Annotated in this window: 5 protein-coding genes; all 5 read left to right on the forward strand. The window is 74.0% G+C overall.

Annotation, left to right across the window (positions count from 1 at the left end; all coding sequences use genetic code 11):
- Nucleotides 1-36: 36 nt before the first annotated feature.
- The 5 genes from AC3WPZ_RS01005 to AC3WPZ_RS01025 are packed head-to-tail and all read left to right on the forward strand — an operon-like array spanning nucleotide 37 to nucleotide 23,870.
- Nucleotides 37-816 carry a thioesterase II family protein gene (locus tag AC3WPZ_RS01005; protein WP_382158230.1) on the forward strand — a complete coding sequence of 260 codons (780 nt, stop codon included), beginning with the start codon at nucleotides 37-39 and terminating at the stop codon, nucleotides 814-816.
- Nucleotides 813-5,336, forward strand: coding sequence for a type I polyketide synthase (locus AC3WPZ_RS01010; RefSeq protein ID WP_492437791.1), 4,524 nt, complete (start codon nucleotides 813-815; stop codon nucleotides 5,334-5,336). Before AC3WPZ_RS01005 ends, AC3WPZ_RS01010 begins: the two co-directional genes overlap by 4 nt.
- A complete protein-coding gene (locus AC3WPZ_RS01015) occupies nucleotides 5,336-11,767 on the forward strand; it encodes an SDR family NAD(P)-dependent oxidoreductase (protein ID WP_492437793.1) in 6,432 nt (2,143 codons plus the stop codon). Before AC3WPZ_RS01010 ends, AC3WPZ_RS01015 begins: the two co-directional genes overlap by 1 nt.
- Nucleotides 11,764-16,146, forward strand: coding sequence for a type I polyketide synthase (locus AC3WPZ_RS01020; protein WP_492437795.1), 4,383 nt, complete (start codon nucleotides 11,764-11,766; stop codon nucleotides 16,144-16,146). The genes AC3WPZ_RS01015 and AC3WPZ_RS01020 overlap by 4 nt, the downstream gene beginning before the upstream one ends.
- On the forward strand, nucleotides 16,143-23,870 hold the full coding sequence (locus AC3WPZ_RS01025) for an SDR family NAD(P)-dependent oxidoreductase (protein ID WP_492437797.1): 7,728 nt from the start codon (nucleotides 16,143-16,145) through the stop codon (nucleotides 23,868-23,870). Before AC3WPZ_RS01020 ends, AC3WPZ_RS01025 begins: the two co-directional genes overlap by 4 nt.
- Nucleotide 23,871: the final 1 nt, after the last annotated feature.

Below are 23,871 nucleotides of genomic sequence, written 5' to 3' on the forward strand. Positions count from 1 at the left end.
CGGGACGCCATCTTCAGCCTGGCTGTGGGGCGCGCGATGAACAGCCTGTGGTTGCAACGCTTCACGCCCAGGCCGCAGGCGCGGGCCCGCCTGTTCTGCTTTCCCCATGCCGGGGTGGGCGCGGCCGTGTACCGGCCCTGGTCGCTTGCGCTGCCCGCCGATCTGGAGCTCTGCGCGATCCAGCTGCCTGGCCGCGCCAACCGCCTGAACGAGCCCGCGATGACGCACCTGCCCGAGCTCGTCAGCGCCGTGGTGGCCGCGCTGCAACCCCATCTCGATCTGCCGTTCGCCTTTTTTGGCCACAGCATGGGTGCCGTGCTCTCGAGCGAAGTGGCGCGTGCGCTGCACGCGACCGGCGCGCCGATGCCGCGCCACCTGTTCGTCTCGGGCCGGCGGCCGCCGCACTGGCCCAACCCCGATCCCCTGCTGCACGTCCTGTCGGACGCCGATTTCGTGACCGAGATCAACCGCCGCTACGGTGGCATTCCGCCCGAGGTGGCCGAGCACGAGGAGCTGCTGGCGTTGCTGTTGCCCGCGCTGCGGGCCGACATCCACGCGCTGGAGACCCACCTGCCGCCGGCCTCCCGAGCGCCGCTGGCCTGCCCGGTCACGGTGTTCGGCGGCTCGGACGATCCGCTGACGCCGCGCGCGCACCTGGACGGCTGGCGCGGCGAAACCCAGGGCGCGTTCCGCGTGCGGGTGTTCCCGGGCGACCACTTCTACCTCCAGGCGCAGAAAGATCCGCTGCTGGCCGACCTGTCGGCCACGCTGGCGCCGCTGCTGGCCGAGGCCCGGCCGCGTGAGACCTCGGCATGAACCACCCCTCGAAGGAACCCGTCGCCATCGTGGGCATCGGGTGCCGCTTCCCGGGGGGCGTGATCGACTCCGCCAGCTTCTGGCGGCTTTTGAGCGAAGGGCAGGATGCGATTGGCGAGGTGCCGGCCGACCGCATCGACCTCCAGCGGTTTTTCGACGCGCGCCCCGCGACCCCGGGCCGCATGATGTCGCGGCGCGGTGGCTTCCTCGATCGCATGGACCTGTTCGATGCCGATTTTTTCGGTATTTCGCCGCGCGAGGCGCAGGTGATCGATCCCCAGCAGCGCGTGCTGCTGGAGACGGCCTGGGAGGCGCTGGAAGACGCCGGCCAGGACGTGCCGCAGCTCGAAGGCAGCGAGACGGCGGTCTACATCGGCCAGTGGGTCAGTGATTTCGAGTCCCGGCTGTTCGCCCAACCCGAGGCGATCGACTTCCCGTCCACGCTGGGCAGCGGGCGCTACGCCTCGTCGGGGCGCATCTCCTACGTGTTCGGCTTTCGCGGGCCGAGCCTGACGATCGATTCGGCCTGCTCGTCGTCGCTGGCGGCGGTGCACCTGGCCGTGCGCAGCCTGCGCAGCGGCGAGACGCGCCTGGCCCTGGCCGGCGGTGTGAACATGATCCTGCAGCCGCACATCACCATCGGCTACTCGCAGAGTCGCATGATGGCCGCTGACGGCCACTGCAAGTTCGGCGACGCCTCGGGCGACGGCTACGTGCGCAGCGAAGGCGCCGGGCTGGTGGTGCTCAAGCGGCTGGCCGACGCGGTGCGCGACGGCGACCGCATCTACGCGGTGATTCGCGGCAGCGCGGTGAACAACGATGGCCGCAGCAGCGGCGTGATGGGCCGGCCCAGCCGCATCGGCCACGAAGAGATGCTGCGCGCCGCCTACCGCGACGCCGGCGTGGCCGCCTCGCAGGTGTCGTACGTGGAAGCGCATGGCACCGGCACGCGCGCCGGCGACCCGGTGGAGATCGCCGCCTTGGGCGCCGTGCTGGGTGATGCCCGCGAGGCGGGCAGCACCTGCCACATCGGGTCGGTCAAGACCAACATCGGCCACACCGAGGGCGCGGCCGGCGTGGCCGGGCTGATCAAGGCCGCGCTCGCGCTGCACCACGGTGCGGTGCCGGCCAGCCTGCATTTCGTGAATCCCAATCCCGGCGTGCCCTGGGGCGAGCTGCCGTTTCGCGTGCCGACCTCGCTCGCGGCCTGGCCGGCATCGGGCACCCCGCGCGTGGCGGGCGTCAACTCGTTCGGCATCGCGGGCACCAACGCCCACGTCGTGTTGCAGGAGGCGCCGGCGGTCGAGGCGAAGGCTTCGCCCGCCGCCCCGGCCCCGGCGGTGGTGCTTCCGCTGTCCGCCAGGAGCCCGGAGGCCTTGCGCGCGCTCGCTTCCCGGTACGCCGATCGGCTCGCGGACGCGGACGCGGAGGCCCTGGCGTTGGAGGAACTCTGCCAGGCGGCCGCGCTGCGGCGCTCGGCGCTGGACGTCCGGGCGGCTTTCGCCGCGCAGGACGCGGCTTCGCTGCGCGAGGCCCTGCAGCGCTTCGCTTCGGGCGAAGGCGAGGGCGTCCAGGCGCGCCCCGGTGAGCGTCCGCGGCTCGCTTTCGTCGTGCCCGGGCAGGGCGCGCAATGGAGCGGCATGGCGCGGCAGCTGATCGACGCCGAGCCCGTGTTCCGCGACATCCTTTCGCAGTGCGATGCCGCCGCGCGACCCTACCTGGACGTGTCCATCCTGGCGCTGTTGCAGGCCGAACCCGGCAGCGCCGACGCCCAGCTCGACCGCATCGACGTGGTGCAGCCGGTGCTGGTGTCCCTCGCGATCGCCTACGCGGCGCTGCTGCGCTCCTGGGGCGTGGAGCCCGACGCGGTGGTGGGCCACAGCATGGGCGAGGTGGGCGCGGCCTGCATCGTCGGCGTGCTCGACATCGGGCAGGCCATGCGGATCGTGTGCGCGCGCAGCCGGCTCATGCGGCGCGTCAGCGGCCTGGGCGCCATGGCCCTGGTGGAGCTGTCGATGGAGGATGCGCGCCAGCGCCTGCGAGGCCGGGAAGACCGGTTGTCGGTGGCGGTGAGCAACAGCCCGCGATCCAGCGTCATCTCGGGCGAGCCCGAGGCGGTGCAGGCCGTGATGGCCGAACTCGAGCGCGAGCAGATCTTCTGCCGGTTGGTGAAGGTGGATGTGGCCTCGCACAGCCCGCAGATGGAGCCGCTCGCGCAGGAACTGGCCCAGCAGCTCGACGGCCTGTCGCCCTCGGCCGCCCGCTGCCCTCTGTATTCCACCGTGCGCGCGCGCCGCGTCGAGGGCCATGAAATGCCCGCCGCCTACTGGGCGGACAACCTGCGCCGCCCGGTGCTGTTCTCGCACGCCGTGGAGCAGATGCTGGCCGAGGGCATCACCGTGTTCGTCGAACTCGGTCCACACCCGGTCCTGCTGCCGTCCCTGCAGCAGACCGCGCAGATCGCCGCGCGCGACATCGCCACCGTGGCCTGCGGCCACCGCGACGAGCCGGCCTGCCTGGGCGCCCGCGCCGCACTGGGCGCCTTGTGGACGCACGGTGTTCCCGTGGACTGGCGCGCGAGCCAGCCGGCGCCGGGCCGCTGGGTGGACCTGCCTTCCTATCCCTGGCAGCGCGAACGGCACTGGGCCGATGCGGCCGAGGTGCCGAGCTTCAACACCAGCGGCGCGCCGGGCCCGACCCGCAAGCCGGACGCCGCTTCGCTGGACTGGCTGTACCAGCTCCAATGGACCGCCAGCGACCCTTCCCACGACAGCGCGCCGCGCGCTTCGCGCTGGCTGGTGGTCGGTGCGGCCGACGAGGCCCTGGTGGCCGCGCTGCGCGCCTCGGGCATGCAGGCGCGCGGCGTGCCGCTGGCCGGGCTGCACGCCGCGCTTGCCGAGCCTTGCGACCATGTGGTGCTCTGGGCGAAAGAGGACGCCACGGCGCCGTTTCTCCCTTTGCAGGCGCTGCGCGCTCTGCGCAGCGCGGGCTCCGACGCCCGCCTCTGGTTCATCACCCAGGCTGCCCAGGCGGTGGTGCCGGGCGAGCGCGTGCAGCTGCTGCAAGGCGCGCTCTGGGGCAGCGCCCGCGTGCTCGCCGAAGAGCACCCCGAACACTGGGGCGGTCTGATCGACCTCGGTACCGACTTCGACGCCGCGCGCGGCGCAGGCGCGTTGGCGGACCACCTGCTGTGCGCCGATGGCGAAGACCAGGTCGCCTGGCGCGGCCCCTACCGCCATGTCCTGCGCCTGGCGCGCGCCGAGCGCGACCGCCTGGCGCAGCCCTTCGCCTGGCGCGCCGACGCGGCCTACCTCATCACCGGTGGCCTGGGCGGCGTGGCCGGCCACGTGGCACAGGCCATGGTGGAAGGCGGGGCGCGCCGGCTGGTGCTGCTGGGCCGCACCCCCTTGCCCGAGCGCGCGGCCTGGGGCGCGCTCGACCCCGCCAGTGCCGAAGGCCGGCGCGTGGCCGCCGTGCGCGCGCTCGAAGCCCTGGGCGCCTCGGTGCACGTCGCCGCGGTGGACGTGGCCGACAAGGATCAGTTGCAAGCCTTCCTCGCGCGCTATGCCGCCGAGGCCTGGCCGGCGATCCGGGGCGTGGTGCACGCCGCCGGCACCTTCGACAACCGCCTGGCCAGCCAGATGGACGAGACCGCCTTCGACGCGGTGCTGCGGCCCAAGCTGCAGGGCGCGCGCTGGCTGGACCAGCTGCTGCCCGACCTCGACCTGTTCGTCACCTTTTCCTCCACCGGCGCCGTGTTCGCGCAGGCGGGCCAGGCCAACTACGCGGCCGCCAACGCCGGGCTGGACGCGCTGGCGCAGGACCGGCGCGCGCGCGGCCTGCCCGCGCTCAGCATCGGCTGGGGCGTGTGGGCCGGCACCGGCCTCGTGCACGACGACGCCGGTGCCCAGAACGTCGCGCAGATGGAGCGCCAGGGCATCCGGGCGTTCGAGCCCGCGCAAGGCGCCGCGCTGTTCCCCTGGCTGTGCCAGCGCCGCGAGGCGCATCTGATCGTGGTGCCCCTGGACTGGGCGGCCTTCGCGATGGCACGGGCCGGCCGCTCCGCGCCGCTGTGCCGCGACCTGCTGGCCGCCTTGCCGGCGGCACCGGTCACCACCACGGGCCTGGGTGAACAACTCGCCACCGCAGCGCCGGCCGAACGGCGCCGCCTGCTGGAGGGCCTGGTGAAGGAAGCCGTGGGGGCGGTGCTGCGCATCGCGCCCGCGCGCCTGGACCCGCGCAAGGCCCTGGGCTCGATGGGACTGAACTCCTTGATGGCCATGGAACTGCGCAACCGGCTCGAAGTCGCCACGGGCCGCTCGCTGTCGGCGACCCTGGCCTGGAACTACCCCACGGTGGAAGCGCTGGCCGCCCATCTGGCGGGCGCCGATGCCGCCGCGCCGGGGGCGCCACCGGCCCAGGATGCCCCCCCACCACCGGCCGCGCCCGTCGTGGCTGCCCTGTCCGATGAAGACGCCTTGCTGGCGCTGCGCGGCAACCGCCGCCGGGGAGGAGGCTGATGGCATCCGACGCGCTCAAAGGCCTGTCCGCGCTCAAGCTCGCGCTGATGGCGCGACAACTGCGCGAATCGGCCGAGCCGGTGCTGCGCGCCGACCCCATCGCGGTGGTCGGCATGGGCTGCCGCACGCCCGGCGGCGTGGAGTCGCCGGCCGATCTGTGGGAACTGCTGCGCGATGGCCGCGAGGCGATCCGCGAAGTGCCCGCCGACCGCTGGGACGGTGATGCCTGGTACAGCACCGATGCCGCCGCACCCGCGAAGTCGCTCACCAAATGGGGTGGCTTCCTCGACCGCATCGACGGCTTCGACGCCGCGTACTTCGGCGTGCTGCCGCGCGAGGCCGAGCGCATGGATCCCCAGCAGCGCCTGCTGCTCGAAGTCGCCATCGAGGCGCTGGACGACGCCGGCCTGTCCGAGGCGCACCTCCAAGGCAGCCGCACCGGCGTGTACATCGCGAGCTACCACAGCGACTATGCGCAGATGCAGCACAACGACCTGGCCGCCGTCGACGCGCGCACGCTCACCGGCACGCTGCACAGCGTGGTCGCCAACCGGCTGTCCTACCTGCTGGACCTGCGCGGCCCCAGCCTGTCGATCGACACCGCCTGCTCGTCCTCGCTGGTGGCGATCCACCTGGCCTGCCAGAGCCTGCGCAGCGGCGAAAGCGATCTCGCGGTGGCCGGTGGCGTGTCGCTGATGATCTCGCCCGAGCTGATGGTCTCGCTGTCCAAGGTCGGTTTCATGGCGCCCGACGGCCGCTGCAAGACCTTCGACGAATCGGCCGACGGCTTCGGCCGGGGCGAAGGCTGTGGCGTGGTGGTGCTCAAGCGCCTGGCCGACGCGGTGGCCGATGGCGACCGCGTGCTCGGCGTGCTGCGCGGCTCGGCCGTGAACTCCGACGGCCACTCCACGCTGCTGGCCGCCCCCAACGGCCTGGCCCAGCAGGCCATGGTGCGCGAGGCGCTGGACAACGCGCAGCTCGAACCCCACCGCATCGGCTTCGTGGAGGCCCATGGCACCGGCACCGCGCTGGGCGACCCGATCGAGGTGGAGGCCCTGGCCGCCACCGTGGGCCAGCCCGCGCCCGGCGCCGGCACCTGCTACATCGGCGCGGCCAAGGCCAACATCGGCCACCTCGAAGCGGGCGCCGGTGTGGTCGGCCTGATCAAGACCGTGCTGGCGCTGCAGCACGAGGCGATCCCGCCGCAACCCAATTTCACCCGCCTGAGCCACCACATCTCGCTCGCCGGCACGCGCCTGGCCGTGGCCACCGCGCTCACGCCGTGGCCGCGTGGCGCACAGGCGCGCTGCGCCGCCGTGAGTTCCTTCGGCGTGGGCGGCACCAACGCCCACGTGATCGTGGAAGAGGCCCCGGCGCTGCCGGCCGAGCCGTCCCCGCCCGGCGACGGTGCCGGGCACCTGCTGCCTTTGTCGGCCAAAAGCCCCGAGGCCCTGCGCGCCGTGGCGCAGCGTTGGGCCGGTTTCCTCACCCAGGGCGTGGTGGCCCTGCCCGATGCCGTGTTCACCGCCGCCGAGCGCCGCACGCACCACGATGTGCGCCTGGCCGTGGTCGGCCAGTCGGCTCAAGACATCGCCGCGCGCCTGAACCAGTTCGCGCTCGGCGAAGACGCGCCGGCGCTGGCCAGCGGCCAGCGCTCGTCCATCGCGCTGCCGCGCGTGGCCTTCGTGTTCAGCGGGCAGGGGCCGCAGTGGCACGCCATGGGCCGCGAACTGCTGGCCAGCGAGCCCGTGTTCCGCGCGGTGATGACCGAGTGCGACGCGCTGCTGCGCCCGCTCTCGGGCTGGTCGCTGCTGGACGCCCTGGCGGCGGACGAAGCGCACTCGCGGCTCGGCGAAACCGAGGTCGCGCAGCCCGCGCTGTTCGCTTTGCAAGTGGCGCTGGTGGCGCTCTGGAAATCCTGGGGCATCCAGCCCGATGGCCTGGTGGGCCACAGCATCGGCGAGATGGCCGCGCTGCACGTGGCAGGTGTGCTCCCGTTGCCCGACGCGATCCGCGTGGTCTGGCATCGGGGCCGCACCATGCAGCAGGCCACCGGTCTGGGGCGCATGGCCTCGGTCGGCTTGAGCGCCGAGGCCGCCGACGAATTCGTGAGGCCGTGGAACGGCCAACTCTCCGTGGCCGCGCTCAACGGGCCGCGCAGCGTGGTGCTCTCGGGCGACGCGAAGGCCCTGGACGAGGCGCTCGACCAGCTCACGGCACGCGGTGTGACCCACCGCATGCTGCCGGTGCAGTACGCCTTCCACAGCGCGCAGATGGCGCCGTTCCAGCAGCGGCTCACCGACGAACTCGCGGGCCTGCGCTGCGCGGCGCCGGGCGTGCCGGTCTACTCCACCGTCACCGGCGCCTTGCTCGACCCGCAGCCGCTCGACGTCGGCTACTTCGGCCGCAACGTGCGCCAGACGGTGCGCTTCGCCCCGGCCATCCAGGCCATGGCGGACGACGGCTTCGACGTGTTCCTCGAAATCGGCCCCCACCCGGTGCTCGGCGCCTCGATCGCCGAATGCCTGGCCGGTGCGGAGGTGGAGCCCCGTTTGCTGACCTCGCTGCGCCGCGGTAAGCCCGAGCGCGAAACCCTGCTGCAGGCCTGTGCCGGCCTGTACGCCGCCGGCCTCATGCCGGCCTGGGACGCGCTCCAGCCCGACGGCGGGCAGGTGGTGCCGCTGCCGGCCTACCCCTGGCAGCGCAAGCGCCACTGGATCCGCCCGCGCCCTGTTTCGACACCGAGCGTTTCAACGGCACAGGGCGCGGCCGTGCACCCCTTGCTCGGCCGGCGCCTGCCCATGGCGAGTCAGAAGATGCGCATCCACGAGGGTGATGCGTCCGCCGCGCACGCCTGGCTGAACGACCACCGCGTTTTCGGCCGCCTGCTGATGCCGGCCGCCGCCATGATGGACGTGCTGGGCGCGGCCGCGCGCGACCTGCTGCGGGCCGACGCCGTGCGGCTCACCGGCTTCACGCTCTCGCGCCCGCTGGTCATCGCCGAGGCGGACGAGCCGGCCACGCGGTGGCAGGTCTCGGCCACGCTGGACGAGGGTGGCGCCGTGGACCTCGAATTGCACCAGGCGCTCGATGGCGATGGGTGGCAGCCGGTGGCGAACGCCCGCGCCGTGGCCGCGAACGGTGCCGAGGTGGCCGATGCCGTGACCACCGACCAGACCGTGGACGCCTCGGCGGTCCACCAGCGCTTTGCCGAACTCGGTGTGGCCTTCGGTCCCCGTTTCCGCGTGCTGCAGGACGTGGCGTCCGGCCCTGGCGTGGCCAGCGGCTGGGTGGAACTGCCCGACGAAGGCCTGGCCACGGGCCATGCCCTGCACCCCGTGTTGCTCGATGGCGCGCTGCAGCTCTGTTCCGTGGCCGCGGGCCACGCCGGTGGCGGCCTGCCGCCCAGCCTCTACCTGCCGCTGGGGGTGGACGAGCTGCTGCTGCGCCCGTCGCGGTCGCGGCGCCTCCAGGTGGCGGCGAGCGTGGTCGAGACCGGCAGCTCGCTCACCGCGCGCGTGACCCTCTGCGAACCCGACGGCACCGTGGTCGCCCGCCTGGACGGCATGCGTTTCGCCCCGGCCGACGCCAGCGCCTTCGCGGCCGCCGATGCCAGCGACGGTTTGCTGTACGACCTGGCCTGGCAGCCCCAGCCGCTGCTCGCCGCCACGGCCGATCTGCAAGGCCGCTGGCTGCTGCTGGCCGACCGCTCCGGTGTGGCCGACGAACTCGCGGACCGCCTGACGCAGGCCGGCGCGCAGTGCGTGCGTGTGCGACCGGGCGACGCCCTGGACACCGCCGGCCCCTGGCGCGGCGTGGTGCATCTCTGGAGCCTGGACACGGCGCCGCTCGACTGGCCCGCCGAGCACGACGACGACTGGCTCACCGTGGGCAGCGCGCTCGCGCTGGTGCAGGGCCTGGGCGCCGCGCCCGCGCCGCTGTGGCTGGTGAGCCGGGGCGCGCAGGCGGTCAGCGGCCAGGAAGCCGCCGACGCCCTGCGGCCGCGCGCGGCCGGCCTCTGGGGCCTGGCGGGCGCGGTGGCGGTCGAGCACCCGGAACTGCAGGTCCATGCGATCGACCTGGACCCCACCGACACCGCGAACGCGGCCCTGAACCTGTTGACCGAACTGCGGCAACCGCCCGCGTCCCCGCAGCGCATCGCCCTGCGTGGCGCGCAGCGCTGGGCGGCCCGGCTGGTGCGCCACCGCCGGGGCGAGGGTGCGCGCCGCAGCGAGCCCCGCCACTGGGTGGTGGCCCAGGCCGGCACGCTCGACGGCGCGCGGCTGCAGGCCTCCACGCCCCACCGCCTGCAGGCCGGCGAAGTGCGCCTGCGCGTGCGCGCGGCCGGCATCAATTTCCGCGACGTGCTGCTCACCCTGGGCATGTACAGCGCGCCCGGCGTGCCGCTGGGCGCCGAGTGCGCCGGGGAGGTCACCGAACTCGGCGTGGGCGTCGAGGGGCTCGCGGTGGGCGACACCGTGTTCGGTTACGCGCCCGGCAGCCTGGGCACGGACGTGACAGTGCCGGCGGCCTTTCTCGCCAAGCTGCCGGCCGGCATGGCCGTGGAAGACGCCGCGGCCCTGCCGGTGGCGTTTCTCACCGCCCACCACGGCCTGCACCGCCTCGCCCAACTGCGGCCGGGCCAGCGCGTGCTGATCCACGCCGCCGCCGGTGGCGTGGGCCTGGCCGCGGTGCAGCTCGCGCTGCGCGCGGGCGCCCAGGTGTTCGCCACGGCGGGCTCGCCCGACAAGCGCGAGCTGCTGCGCCGGATGGGCGTGGCGCAAGTGATGGATTCGCGTTCGCTCGCCTTCGCCGACGAGCTGCGCGCCGCCACGAACGGGCAGGGCGTGCACGTGGTGCTCAACTCCCTGGCCGGCGATTTCATTCCCGCCACGCTGGGCGCGCTGGGCCAGGGCGGCACTTTCCTGGAACTGGGCAAGCGCGACATCCTGACCGTGGACAGCGCCGCCGCGCTGCGCCCCGACGTGCGCTACCACGCCTACGACCTGGGCTCCGAAGCCCAGGCCGACCACGGCCTGCTGCGGCCCATGTTCGACGACCTGCTCGAGGCCTTCGCCGATGGCAGTCTTGCGCCCCTGCCGGTGCGGATCTACCCACTGGAAGGCGCGCAGGAAGCCTTCCGCTTCATGGCGCAAGCGAAGCACGTGGGCAAGATCGTGCTGCGCGTGCCGCAGCCGGCGGCGATCGCCGCCGACGCCACCTACTGGATCACCGGCGGCCTGGGTGGCCTGGGCCTGGAAACGGCGCGCTGGCTGGTCGCCTCGGGCGCGCGCCACCTGGCGCTCAGCGGCCGCTCGGCGCCTGGCGACCACGCGCGGGCGGTGATCGCCGAGTTGCGCGCCTCGGGCGCCACCGTGAACACCTTCGAGGCCGACGCCGCCGACCGCGAGCGCATGGCCTCGGTGCTCGAGAGCCTTTCACGCACCATGCCGCCGCTGCGCGGCGTGGTGCACGCCGCCGGCGCCTTGGACGACGCCGTGCTGCTGCGCCAGACCTGGCCGCGCTGCCAGGCCGTGCTGCGCGGCAAGGCCCACGGCGCCTGGGTGCTGCACGATCTCACGCGCCACCTGCCGCTCGATCTCTTCGTGCTCTATTCCGCCGCCGGCCTGTGGCTGGGCGCGGCGGGGCAGGGGGCCTACCCTGCCGCGAACGCCGAACTCGATGCCCTGGCCCACGCGCGCCAGGGCCAGGGCCTGCCCGCCCTGAGCGTGGCCTGGGGCGCCTGGGCCGAGGTCGGCATGGCCGCGCAGTCGGCCAGCGGCGGCCACGGCGCGTGGGCCGCGCGCGGCCTGGGCCAGATCACGCCCGCCACCGGCTTCGCCGCGCTGGCGCAGCTGCTGCAGGAGGGCACCGCCCATGCGCTGGTGCTGCCGATCGACTGGACGCGCTTCCTGGCGCAGCTGCCGGCCGGGGCCGACGCGGGCTTCTTCCAGACCCTGGCCACCGCCATGCCCACCACGGCGCCCGCTGCCCCGCCCGCCGGGCCCGCGGTGCTGGAGCGGCTGCAGGCCATGCCCAGCGGCCAGCGCCGCGCGGCCCTCATCGCCTACCTGAGCGAGCGCACCTTGCAGGTGTTGGGCCTGGAATCGGCACAGCCACTGCAGCCTCGCATCGCACTCAAGGAAGTCGGCCTCGACTCCCTGATGGCGGTGGAGCTGCGCAACGCCCTGGCCAAAGCCTTCGCGCACCCGCTGCCGGCCACGCTGCTGTTCGACTACCCCACGCTCGACGCCCTGGCCACCAGCCTGCTGCGCACGCTGGGCCTGGAGGTCGAGGCGGCGCCCGCGCAATCGTTCGCCGCGCCCGCCGCCGCGCCGCCCGCGCTCGATGAACTGGCCGACCTCAGCGATGAAGAAGCCGAAGCCCTCTTGTTGAAGGAACTCGAAAGCGGGTCCTCGGAGCACACATGACAGACACCCCGCCGGGCGCCGAAGCGCTCACCCCCGTCAAGCGCGCGCTGCTCGAGATCCGCGATCTCAAGGCCCAGTTGGCCCGCGCGCAGGCGGCGCTGCACGAACCCATCGCCATCGTCGGCATGGGCATGCGCCTGCCCGGCGGTGTGCACGACGCCGAGAGCTTCGCCGAGCTGCTGTGGTCGGGCACCGACGCGATCCAGGGCATCCCGGCGGACCGCTGGTCGCTCGACGCGCTCTACGCCGAAGACCCGGACGCGCCGGGCAAGATGACCACGCGCTTCGGCGGCTTCATCGATCAGGTGGACCGCTTCGACGCCGAGTTCTTCGGCATCTCGCCGCGCGAGGCCGCCAGCATGGACCCGCAGCAGCGCCTCATGCTGCAGGTCAGCTGGGAAGCGCTGGAAGACGCTGGCCACGCCGGCCCCGAACTCGCGGGCTCGCGCACCGGCGTCTACCTGGGCGTGAGCAACAACGACTACGGCCGCGCGCTGTTCGCCCACCGCGAGCTGATCGACGCCTACTTCAGCACCGGCAACGCCTACAGCGTGGTGGCGGGCCGGCTGTCCTACTTCCTGGGCTTGCAGGGGCCGGCGGTGGTGGTGGACACCGCCTGTTCCTCCTCGCTGGTGGCGCTGCACCAGGCCTGCCAGGCGCTGCGCGCGGGCGAGTGCGACCGGGCGCTGACCGGGGCGGTGAACCTGATCCTCACGCCCGAGATGAACATCAACTTCTCGCGCGCCCGCATGATGGCGGCCGATGGCCGCTGCAAGACCTTCGACGCCGAGGCCGACGGCTACGTGCGCGGCGAAGGCTGCGCGGTGCTCGTGCTGCGCCGCCTCTCGGACGCGCTGGCGCAGGGCGACCGCGTGCTGGCCGTGGTGCGCGGCAGCGCGCTCAACCAGGACGGCCGCAGCGGCGGCCTGACCGCGCCCAACGGCCCGGCCCAGGAGGCCGTGCTGCGCGCGGCGCTGGCCTCGGCCCGGGTGCCGGCGAGCGCGATCGGTTATGTGGAAGCGCACGGCACCGGCACGCCGCTGGGCGACCCGATCGAGGTGGGCGCGCTCGGCGCGGTGCTGGGCGAGGGCCGCAGCGCGGCGCAGCCGCTGCCCATCGGCTCGGTCAAAACCAACATCGGCCACCTGGAAGCCGCCGCCGGCATGGCCGGCGTGATCAAGGTGGTGCTGGCGATGCAGCGGCGCGAGATCCCGCCGCACCTGCACTTCCGCACCGGCAGCCCGCACATTGCGTGGGACCGCCTGGCGCTGACCGTGCCCACGCAGGTCACGCCCTGGGCGCCGATCGAAGGCCGCCGCCTCGCGGGCGTGAGCTCGTTCGGCTTCAGCGGCACCAACGCCCACGTCATCCTCGAAGAAGCCCCGCAGAAGACACCCGCCCCGGCGGGCAAGGACCGCCCGCTGCACCTGCTGGCGCTCTCCGCGCGCGACGGCGCCACGCTGCAGGAACTGGTGCGCCGCCACGAGGCCGCGCTGGCCACGGCCACCGCGCCCCTGGCCGACCTCTGTTTCACCGCCAACGCCGGCCGGGCCCACTTCAGTCACCGCGTGGCCGTGGTCGGTGCCGACCTCGACGGGATCCGCCAGGGCCTGGCCCAGGCCGAGGCCAGCCAGGTGCAAGGCGCGCAGCGCCCGCAGGTGGCCTTCCTGTTCACCGGGCAGGGCGCCCAGTACGCCGGCATGGGCCGGGCCCTGTACGACAGCGCGCCGGTGTTCCGCCAGGCGCTGGACGACTGCGCCGCGCGCCTCGCGCCCCTGCTGCCGCGTGGCCTGCTGGAGGTGATCTTCGCCGCGCCCGGCGAGGCCTCGCCGATCAACGACACGCTCTACGCGCAGCCCACCACCTTCGCCATCGAGTACGCGCTGGCCGCGCTCTGGCGCTCCTGGGGCATCGAGCCGGTGGCCGTGATGGGCCACAGCCTGGGCGAGTACGCCGCCGCCTGCGTGGCCGGCATGCTCCCGCTCGACGACGCGCTGCGCTTGGTCACCGAGCGCGGCCGCCTCACGCACGCACTGCCCGCCGACGGCGGCATGGCCGCGGTCTTCGCGCCCGAGGCGGTGGTGACGGCCGAGCTGGCCCGCGCCGGCGGCGCGCTGACCATCGCCGCCTACAACGGTCCCGAGCACTTCGTCGTCAGCGGCCTGCGCACCGAGGTGGACGCGCTGCTGGCCCACCTGGATCGCGCCGGTGTGCGCGCCAAGGCGCTGCGTGTGCCGCACGCGGCGCATTCGCGCTGGATCGAGCCGGTGCTGCCCGAGTTCGGCCGCGCGCTCGAAGGCGTGCGCTCCTCGGCGCCGCAGATCGCGCTGGTGTCCAACCTCACGGGCCACTTCGCGGGCGTGGAAGAGATCGGGCGCCCGGGCTACTGGCTGGACCACATGCGCCAGCCCGTGCGCTTCGAGCAGTCCCTGCAGGTGCTGCTGGCCCAGGGCATCACGCACTTCATCGAGATCGGCCCGCACCCCGTGCTGCTGGGCATGGGCGCCGAATGCGCCGCTGGCGCGCCGGTCGAATGGTTGCCCTCGCTGCACCGCGAGCGCGCCGACTGGACCGACCTGCTCGAAGGCCTGCAGCGCCTGTACCTCGCGGGCACGGACGTGAACTGGGCCGCGCTCGACGCCGGCCAGGCCCGCCAGCGCGTGGCCCTGCCCACGTACCCCTTCCGCGAGCGCCGCCACTGGATGGACGTGGTGGGCCAGCCGGCCGCCCCGGCCGACGGCGCCGCCCGCCGCTGGGACACGCTCACGCGCGCGCTCCAGCGCCAGGCCGAACGCGGCCCGCTCGACCTGAACGCCGCCTCCTACCCCGCCAAGTGGGCCTGCCTGGAGCGCATCACCTCGGCCCACGCCGTGCGCACCCTGCGCGATGGCGGGCTGTTCAAGGCGGCGGGCGAGCGCCACACCCCGGCCCAGGTGCTGCAGCGCGCGGGCATCGCCGAGACCTACGGCCACCTGGTGCAGCGCTGGCTGGATCGGCTGGTCGCCCAGGGCGATCTCGTGCAGGAGGGCGACAGCTTCGTGGCGCCCGCGCCGCTGGCCGAGCCCGACCTGGCCGCGCTCTGGCGCGAGGCCGAGGCGCTGTTCGCCGACAACCAGCCCCTGCTGGCCTACGTGCGCCACTGTGGCGAGCTCGTGAGCCCGGTGCTGCGCGGCGGCGAAAGCCCGCTGGAAACCCTGTTCCCCGGTGGCGGCTTCGAGCTGGCCGAGGGCCTGTACGAGCGCTCGGCCACCATGCGCTACATCAACGCGCTCGCGGCCTCGGGTTTCGAGGCCCTGGGCGCCTCGGTGGCACCGGGGCGCCAGCTGCGCGTGCTCGAGGTCGGTGCCGGCACCGGCGGCACCACTGCCTCGCTGCTGCCCGCCTTGCCGGCCGACCGCACGGCCTACCGCTTCACCGACGTGTCGGACTTCTTCATGGACCGGGCGCGCGAGCGCTTCGCGGCGTACCCCTTCGTGAGCTACGGCGTGCTGGACATGGACCGCGATCCGCTGGAGCAGGGCGTCGCGCCGCACAGTTTCGACGTCATCGTCTCGGCCAACGCGGTGCACGCCAGCAAGGACCTGCGCCTGACCCTCTCGCGCCTGCACCAGCTGCTGGCCCCGGGCGGCGTGCTGCTGCTGGTCGAGTCCACCGTGCACATGGCCTGGTTCGACATGACCACCGGCCTGATCGAAGGCTGGCAGCATTTCGCCGACGACCTGCGCACCGACAACCCGCTGCTGCCGCCCGCCACCTGGCTGCAGGCGCTGCGCGACGCCGGTTTCGACGCCGCGGGCGCCTGGCCCCAGGCCGGCTCCAGCGCCGAGTGGCTGGGCCAGCACGTCATCGTCGCGCGCGTGCCCGGCGATGCGTCGGCGGGCACGCCGGCGGCGCAGGCCGGCGAGGTGTCCGAGGCGATGGCGCCCAGCGCCACCCCGGCCCAGACCCCCGCCGGCGTCCTGCGCGAGCAGCTGGAAGCGGCCCTGCCGGGCGAACGTCTGGAGCTTTTGCGTGAATTCGTGCGCGATCGGGTCGTGCGTGTGCTGCGCCTGGACAAAAACGACACACCAGGGCGGCATGATCGCCTGATGGACCTGGGTTTCGACTCTCTGATGGCGGTGCAGCTGCGCAACCAGCTGGGCGCCAGCCTGGGCCTGGACAAGCCCTTGCCCGCCACCCTGATGTTCGACTACCCGACGATCGACGCCCTGGCCAGCCACCTGCTGGGCCGCCTGGCGCCGCCCGAGGCCCCGGTGCCGGGGGCCCCGACGGGCATGGAAGTTGCACCCGCCCCGGCGGTGCTGGGAGAGGCCGCGGTCGCGGCCATGAGCGATGCGGACATCGAGGCCCTGCTCCTCGACCGCCTGGGAAAACCATGAACGACGAGCGTCCGAACCCCGCTGCGGCGCCGCAGGAGCCCGCGGCCCTGTCGCCCCTCAAGCGCGCCTTCCTGGCCCTGGAGGACGCGCAGTCGCGCCTGGCGGCCATGGAGCGCGCCGCGCGCGAGCCGATCGCGGTGATCGGCCTGGGTTGCCGCGTGCCCGGCGGCGGGAACGACGCCGACAGCTTCTGGCGCCTCATGCGCGACGGTGTGGACGCCATCGGCCCCACGCCCGCCGACCGCTGGGACATGGACGCGCTCTACGACGCCGACCCCGAAGTCCCGGGCCGCATCGCCACGCGCCAGGGCGGCTTCCTCGGCCCGGTGGACCAGTTCGACGCCGGCTTCTTCGGCATCGCCCCGCGCGAGGCGCAGGGCATGGACCCGCAGCAGCGCCTGCTGCTCGAAGTGAGCTGGGAAGCGCTGGAGAACGCCGGCCAGGCGCCCGACCGGCTCGAAGGCTCGCGCACCGGCGTCTACGTGGGCGTGACCGCCAGCGACTACGCCTACATGCAGCTCATGAGCGGCGACCGCTCGCTGCTCGACGCGCACTTCACCTCCGGCATGGCGCACAGCATCGTCTCCGGCCGCCTCTCGTACCTGCTGGGCCTGCAGGGCCCCAGCCTGACGCTGGACACCGCCTGCTCCTCCTCGCTGGTGGCGGTGCACCTGGCCTGCCAGGCCCTGCGCAGCGGCGAGTGCCGCATGGCGCTGGCCGGCGGCGTCAACCTCATCCTCTCGCCCGACCTGTACATCGCGCTGTCGCACTCGCGCATGCTCGCGCCCGACGGCCGCTGCAAGACCTTCGACGCCTCGGCCGACGGCTTCGCGCGCGGCGAAGGCTGCGGCATGGTGGTGCTCAAACGCCTGAGCGACGCCCAGGCCGATGGCGACCGCGTGCTGGCCGTCATCCGTGGCAGCGCGGTCAACCAGGACGGCCCCAGCAGCGGCCTGACCGCGCCCAACGGCCCGGCGCAGGAAGCCGTGATCCGCGAGGCGCTGGCCCGCGCGGGCGTGGCACCCCACGAAGTGGGCCTGGTCGAGGCGCACGGCACCGGCACCCAGCTCGGCGACCCGCTGGAGGTGCAGGCCCTGGGCGCGGTGTTCGGCAAGGACCGCGAGCAGCCGCTGTGGCTGGCCTCGGTCAAGACCAACATCGGCCACCTGGAGGCGGCCGCCGGCATCACCGGCCTCATCAAGCTGGTGCTCTCGCTGCAGCACCGCGAGATCCCGGCCCACCTGCATTTCAAGACGCCCAGCCCGCACATTCCCTGGGCCGACCACGCGCTGCGCGTGCCCACCGAGCACACGCCCTGGCAGCCCATCGGCGGGCGCCGCATCGCCGGCGTGAGCTCCTTCGGCTTCAGCGGCACCAACGCGCACGTGGTGCTCGAAGAAGCGCCCGAGGCCCCCGCGCTGCCGGCCCGCCCGGCGCGCGCCGCGCACCTGATGGCGCTGTCGGCGCGAGACGAGACCGCGCTCGCCGCCCTGGCCGCGAGTTACGCCCAGGCCCTGCGTGGCCGCGACGACGCCGAGCTGGCCGACATCTGCTTCACCGCCAACGTCGGTCGTTCGCACTTCGCGCAGCGTGCCACCGTGCTGGCCCACAGCGTGGCCGAACTCTGCGAGCGCCTCGACGCGCTCGCGCGCGGCGCCGAAACCGAGGGCGTGAAAACCGCCCGCGTGACGCGCCGCGACCCGCCACGCATCGCCTTCCTGTTCACCGGCCAGGGCGCGCAGTACGCCGGCATGGCCCGAGGCCTGTACGACAGCGAGCCGGTGTTCCGCGCCGCGCTGGACCGTTGCGCCGCCTTGCTCGCGCCGCAGCTCGAACGGCCCTTGCTGTCCGTGCTGTTCCCGCCCGAGGGCGAGACCTCGCCGCTCAACGAGACCGCCTACACCCAGCCCGCGCTGTTCGCGGTCGAATACGCGCTCACCGAATGGTGGCGCGCCTGGGGCGTCGCGCCGCAGGCGGTGATCGGCCATTCGGTGGGCGAACTCGTGGCGGCCTGCGTGGCCGGCGTGTTCAGCCTGGAAGACGCGCTGCGCCTGATCGCGGTGCGCGGCCGCCTGATGCAGGCGCTGCCCGCCGGCGGCGGCATGGCGGCGATCTTCACCACCGAGGAACAGGCGAAAAAAGCCATCGAACCCTACCGCGACAGCGTGTCGCTGGGCGCCGTCAACGGCGTGGACCAGGTCGTGATCTCCGGCGTGCAGGCCGACGTGGACGCGGTCTGCCGCGAACTGGCGGGGCAGGGCGTGCGCACCCAGGCCCTGACCGTCTCCCACGCCTTCCACTCGCCCCTGGTCGAGCCCATGCTCGACGCCTTCGAGCGCGAGGCGGCGCAGCTGCGCTTCTCGCGCCCCGGCCTGCGCGTGGTGTCCAACCTCAGCGGCGCGCTGGCGAGCGAGGCGTTCACCCGCGCCAGCTACTGGCGCCAGCACGTGCGCGAGGCGGTGCGTTTCGGCGACGGCCTGCAGGCGCTGGCCGCGTTGCGGCCGGACGTGTGCATCGAGATCGGCCCGCACCCCACCTTGCTGACCATGGCCAGCCGGGCCTGGGGCGATGCCGGCCCCACGCTGGTCGCGTCCCTGCGCAAGGGGCGCCACGACGGCGAACAGATGCTCGACGCCGTCGGCGCGCTGTACCTGGCCGGTGCCGACTTGAACTGGCGCGCCGGTGGCCCCGGCCGCACGGTGGACCTGCCGTCCTACCCCTTCCAGCGCGAGCGCTGCTGGTTCCAGGCCAAGCCACCCGCGCCGGTGCCCGCGGTGCGCGGCCGGGGCACGGGCCATCCCCTGCTCGGCACGCGGTTGCGTGGCGCGGGCAGCGAAACGGTTTTTGAATCCCGCCTGAGCGCGGACGAGCCCACTTTCATGCGCGAACACCGGGTGCAAGGCCACGTGGTCGTGCCGGCCACCGCCTACCTCGACACCTTGCTGACCGCCGCGCGCCAGCTGTTCGGCCAGGGGCCGGTGGCGGTCGAAGACATCACCGTGCAGGAAGCGATGCTGCTGGCCGACGACGGCGCCGCGCGCACGCTGCAGGTGGTCTGCGGCGCGGCGCGGCAGGGCGGCGCGGTGGCGGTCACGCTCAGCAGCCTGGGTGAAGACGCCGCCGACGCCGAACCCTGGGTGGCCCATGTGTCGGGCACCTTGCGCGCGGGCGCCGCGCCGGCTTCGACGGGTTCCCTGGCCGCCCTGAAGGCCGCATGTTCGGAGCCGGTGGACATCGCCGGTTTCTACGAAGGTTTCGCGCGCCGTGGCCTGGACTTCGGCCCCGGCTTCCAGTCCATTCAAACCCTGTGGCGCGGGCCGTCGCAGGCGGTGGGTGAGATCGCCCTGACCGATGCGCTGGCCCGGGAAACCGGCGCCTACGGCATGCACCCCGTGCTGCTCGACGGCTGTCTGCAGGTGCTGGCCGCCGCGCTGCCCACCGACGGCGAGGAAGGCCTGTACCTGCCCATCGGCATCGGCCGCTTCGCGCTGCACGGCACGCCCGGCGCGCGCTGCTGGAGCCATGTGAACGTGCTCGCCAGCAGCGCCGAATCGAGCCGCGCCACCGTCACCGTCTGGCAGGCCGACGGCACGCTGCTGGCCGAGCTGGCCGACGTGCAACTCAAGCGCGTCTCGCGCGACGCGCTGGCGCGCCTGGGCGAGCGCTGGCTCGACGACTGCCTGTACGAGACCGTCTGGCGCGCCGCGCCGGCGCTGGTGCAGGACGCCGCGCCGCAGGCCCCGCTGCCGCTGCTGAGCGCGCAGGCCATGCAGGCCTTGCCCGCGCTGCGCCAATCGGCGCGCCTGGACGCCTACGACGCCTTCATTCCCCAGCTCGAAGCCTTGTGCGCCGAGTACGTGGTGCGCACGCTCTCGCGCCTGGGCTGGGCGCCCGCCGTGGGCGAACACGCCATCGAAGCCGCCCTGGCCGCGCGCCTGGGCGTGCAGGCGCGCCACCACCGCCTGTTCGGCCGCCTGCTGGCCATCCTGGGCGAGGTCGGCCTGCTGGCCCGCGAGGCTTCCGGCTGGGTGGTGCGCCGTGCCCTGCACGAGGCACAGCCCGAGACCGAACTGGCGCGCCTGAAGGCCGCCTACCCGGACGCCACCGCCGAGCTGGAGATGACCGGCCGCGTGGCCGCCGAGATGGCCGAGGCCCTGCGCGGCGAACGTGAGCCCATGCAACTGCTGTTCCCCGGCGGTTCGCTGGACACCGCCGAGCGCATGTACCGCGACGCGCCCACCGCCCAGGTCTTCAACGGCCTGATGACCGAGGTCATGCTCGCCGTGATGGCCCACCAGGCCGCCGGCAGCGGCCGGCCGCTGCGCATCCTGGAAATCGGCGGCGGCACCGGCGGCACCACCGCGCGCGTGGCGCCGCGCCTGCCCACGCAGGGCGTGGAATACACCTTCACCGACATCGGCCCGCTGTTCGTGGCGCGCGCCAGGGAGCGCTTCGCCGCGCACGGCTTCATGCGCTTCGCGGTGCTCGACCTCGAACAGGACCCGAAGTCTCAGGGCTTCGATCCGCAGAGCTTCGACGTGGTCATCGCCGCCAACGTGATCCACGCCACCGCCGACCTGCGCCGCACGCTCGACCGCGTGCGCGGCCTGCTCGTGCCGGGCGGCCTGCTGGCCATGCTGGAGGTGACGGCGCCGCAGCGCTGGTTCGACCTCACCGTGGGCCTCACCGAAGGCTGGTGGGCCTTCGACGACACCGACCTGCGGCCCGACTACGCCACCCTGCCGCGCGAGGCCTGGCTCTCGCTGCTGGCCGACCGGGGCTTCGAAGAACGCACGGCCCTGCCCGAAGGCGGCGGCCACCAGGGCACGCTGGCCCTGCAGTCGCTGCTGCTGGCGCGCGCCGCCGGCCCGGCCGCGCGCCGCTGGCTGCTGTGGGCCGACGAAGGCGGCGTGGCCGCAAAACTGGCCGATCGACTGCGCGCTCGCGGCGATCAGTGCGTGCTGGTGCGCGCGGGTGAACGCTTCATGTCGGGTGCCGACGGCACCCTCAGCATCAACCCGGCGTCCGCCGCCGACCACCGCCGCGTGTTCAGCGAGCTGCAGGCCGCGGGCCAGGCGGTGCACGGCGTGGTGCACGCCTGGTCGCTCGACGCCGAGCCCTGGGAAGGTCTCTCGGCCAGCCAGCTGAGCGCCGCGCAGACCGTGGGCGCCGTGAGCGGCACCCTGCTGGCGCAGGCGCTCATCGGCCTGGGCGCGCCGCCCCCCTTGTGGTTCGCCACGCGCGGTGCCCAGCGCACCGACGAGGGCGATCGCGCGCTCAACCCGGCGCAGGCACCGGTGTGGGGCCTGGCCAAGGCGGTGGCGCTGGAACACCCCGAACTGCGTTGTGCCTGCGTGGACCTGGAAGAGGGCGCGGAGATCGAGGCCCTGCTGGCCGAACTCGACGCGCCGGCGGCCGGCCCGTCGGCGTCGAAGCAGATCGCCTGGCGCGCGGGCGAACGCCGCGCCGCGCAACTGGCGCACCTGCGGCGCTCAGCCGTCACGGGCAGCACCGGCCGCCCGGCCGCCTACCGCCTCGCGCCCGCCGTCCGGGGCGCGCTCGACGAACTCGGCCTGCAGCCGCTGGAGCGCCGCGCGCCCGGTGCCGGCGAGGTCGAGATCGCGGTGGAGGCCACGGGCCTGAATTTCAAGGACGTGCTCAACGTGCTGGGCATGTACCCCGGCGACCCGGGCCCGCTGGGCGGCGAGTGCGCCGGCCGCGTGAGCGCGGTGGGCCCCGGTGTGACGCACCTGCGCGTGGGCGATGCCGTGCTGGCCGTGGCCGGCGGCAGCTTCGCCTCGCACGTCATCGCGCGCGCCGCCTTCGTGCAGCCCCGGCCGGCCGGCCTGAGCGCGGAAGAGGGCGCGTCCTTCCCGATTCCTTTCGTCACCGCCGAGTTCTGCCTGGGCCACCTGGCCGGCATGAAGGCCGGCGACCGCGTGCTGATCCACGCGGCGGCCGGCGGTGTCGGCATGGCGGCGGTGCGGCTGGCGCAGCGCGCCGGTGCCGAGGTGTTCGCCACCGCCGGCTCCGAAGCGAAACGCGAGCTGCTGCGCGCCATGGGCGTGCCGCACGTGATGGATTCGCGCAGCGCCGACTTCGCCGACGAGGTGCTCGCGCTCACGCAAGGCCGGGGCGTGGACACCGTGCTCAACGCGCTCTCGGGCGAGCTGATCGACGCGGGCTTTCGGGCGCTGGCCGATGGCGGCTGCTTCGTCGAGATCGGCAAGCGCGGCATCAAGACACCCGAGTGGGTGCAGGCGCTGAACCGGGGCCTGCGCTACCACATCGTGGACTGGGGCGAAACCGGCGAGCGCGACCCGGCGCTCATTGGCGGCATGCTGGCGCGCCTCGTGGCCGAGCTGGGCGAAGGCCGGCTGGCCCCGCTGCCGCGCCACGTGTTCGCGCTGGACGAGGCCGAGCGCGCCTTCCGTTTCATGGCCCAGGCCAAACACACCGGCAAGGTCGTGGTGCGCCACGGCGCGGCCGCGCCGGCCTCGGTGCGCCGCGACGGCACCTACCTCATCACCGGCGGCCTGGCCGGGCTGGGCCCGGTGGTGGCGCGCCGGCTCGCCGAGCAGGGCGCGGGCCGCGTGGTGCTGATCAGCCGCCGGGGCGTCACGCCCGAGGTGGCGCCCGTGCTGGATGAGATCCGCGCGCTGGGCACCACCGTGGTGGCCGAGGCGGTGGACGTGAGCGATGGCGAGGCCATGACCGCGCTGCTCGCGCGCATCCGCGCCAACGGCCCGCCGCTGCGCGGCGTGGTGCACAGCGCCGGGGTGCTGGACGACGCGGGCCTGCTGCAGCAGGACGCGGCGCGCTTCGAGCACGTCTTCGCGCCCAAGGTGCGCGGCGGCTGGCTGCTGGACCAGCTCACCCGCAGCGACGCGCTGGACTTCTTCGTGTTGTTCTCCTCCGTGGCGGCCGTGCTCGGCTCGCGCGGGCAGGCCAACCATTCGGCGGCCAACGCCTTCCTCGACCTGCTGGCCCACGAGCGCCAGGGCCGGGGCCTGCCGGGCCTGAGCATCAACTGGGGCGCCTGGACGGAAGTGGGTGCGGCGGCGGATCGCCAGCTCGCGCAGCGCCTGGCCGCGCAGGGCATCGGCGCGCTCACGCCGCCGCAGGGCCTGCTGGCTTTCGAGCGCCTGCTGGCCCAGGGCGAGGCCCAGGCCGCCGTGCTGCCGATCGAGTGGCCGCGCTACCTGCAGGCGATGGGCCTGTCCACGCCGCCGGCGTTCCTGGCCGGCGTGGCCGGGCAGGTCGCCGTGGCGATCACCTCCGCCAAGGCCGGCGCTAGCGCACCGGCCGCCGGCCTGCGCCAGCAGCTGCAGGACGCACCGCCCGGGCGCCGTCGCCCGCTGGTGGCGGCCTTCGTGCGCGAGCGCGCGCTCAAGGCGCTGGGCGTGGACCCGGCCCGCGCGGTCGATCCGCGCACGCCGCTGGGCGAGCTCGGCCTGGACTCGCTGCTCGCGGTGGAACTGAGGAACACGCTGGGCTCGGCGCTGGGGCAGACGCTCTCGGCCACCCTGCTGTTCGACTACCCGACCATCGACACGCTCACCGATTACCTGCTCAACGACGTGATCCAGCCGCCCGCGCCCGCAGCGCCCGAGGCGGTGGCGGTCACGGTCGAAGAGCCGGCCAGCATGGTGGACGCGATCGAAGACCTTTCCGACGAAGAAGTGGACCGCTTGCTCGCGCAACGCGCGCAACGCAAGGGATGAA

This window comes from Hydrogenophaga sp. FW305-3-2-15-A-LB1 (genome assembly GCF_058787875.1).

What these genes read in the sequence shown, in the direction of transcription:
- AC3WPZ_RS01010 (WP_492437791.1), top strand. Translation starts at nt 813, where the DNA reads ATGAACCACCCCTCGAAGGAACCCGTCGCCATCGTGGGCATCGGGTGC.
- AC3WPZ_RS01020 (WP_492437795.1), top strand. Translation starts at nt 11,764, where the DNA reads ATGACAGACACCCCGCCGGGCGCCGAAGCGCTCACCCCCGTCAAGCGC.
- AC3WPZ_RS01005 (WP_382158230.1), top strand. Translation starts at nt 37, where the DNA reads ATGAACAGCCTGTGGTTGCAACGCTTCACGCCCAGGCCGCAGGCGCGG.
- AC3WPZ_RS01015 (WP_492437793.1), top strand. Translation starts at nt 5,336, where the DNA reads ATGGCATCCGACGCGCTCAAAGGCCTGTCCGCGCTCAAGCTCGCGCTG.
- AC3WPZ_RS01025 (WP_492437797.1), top strand. Translation starts at nt 16,143, where the DNA reads ATGAACGACGAGCGTCCGAACCCCGCTGCGGCGCCGCAGGAGCCCGCG.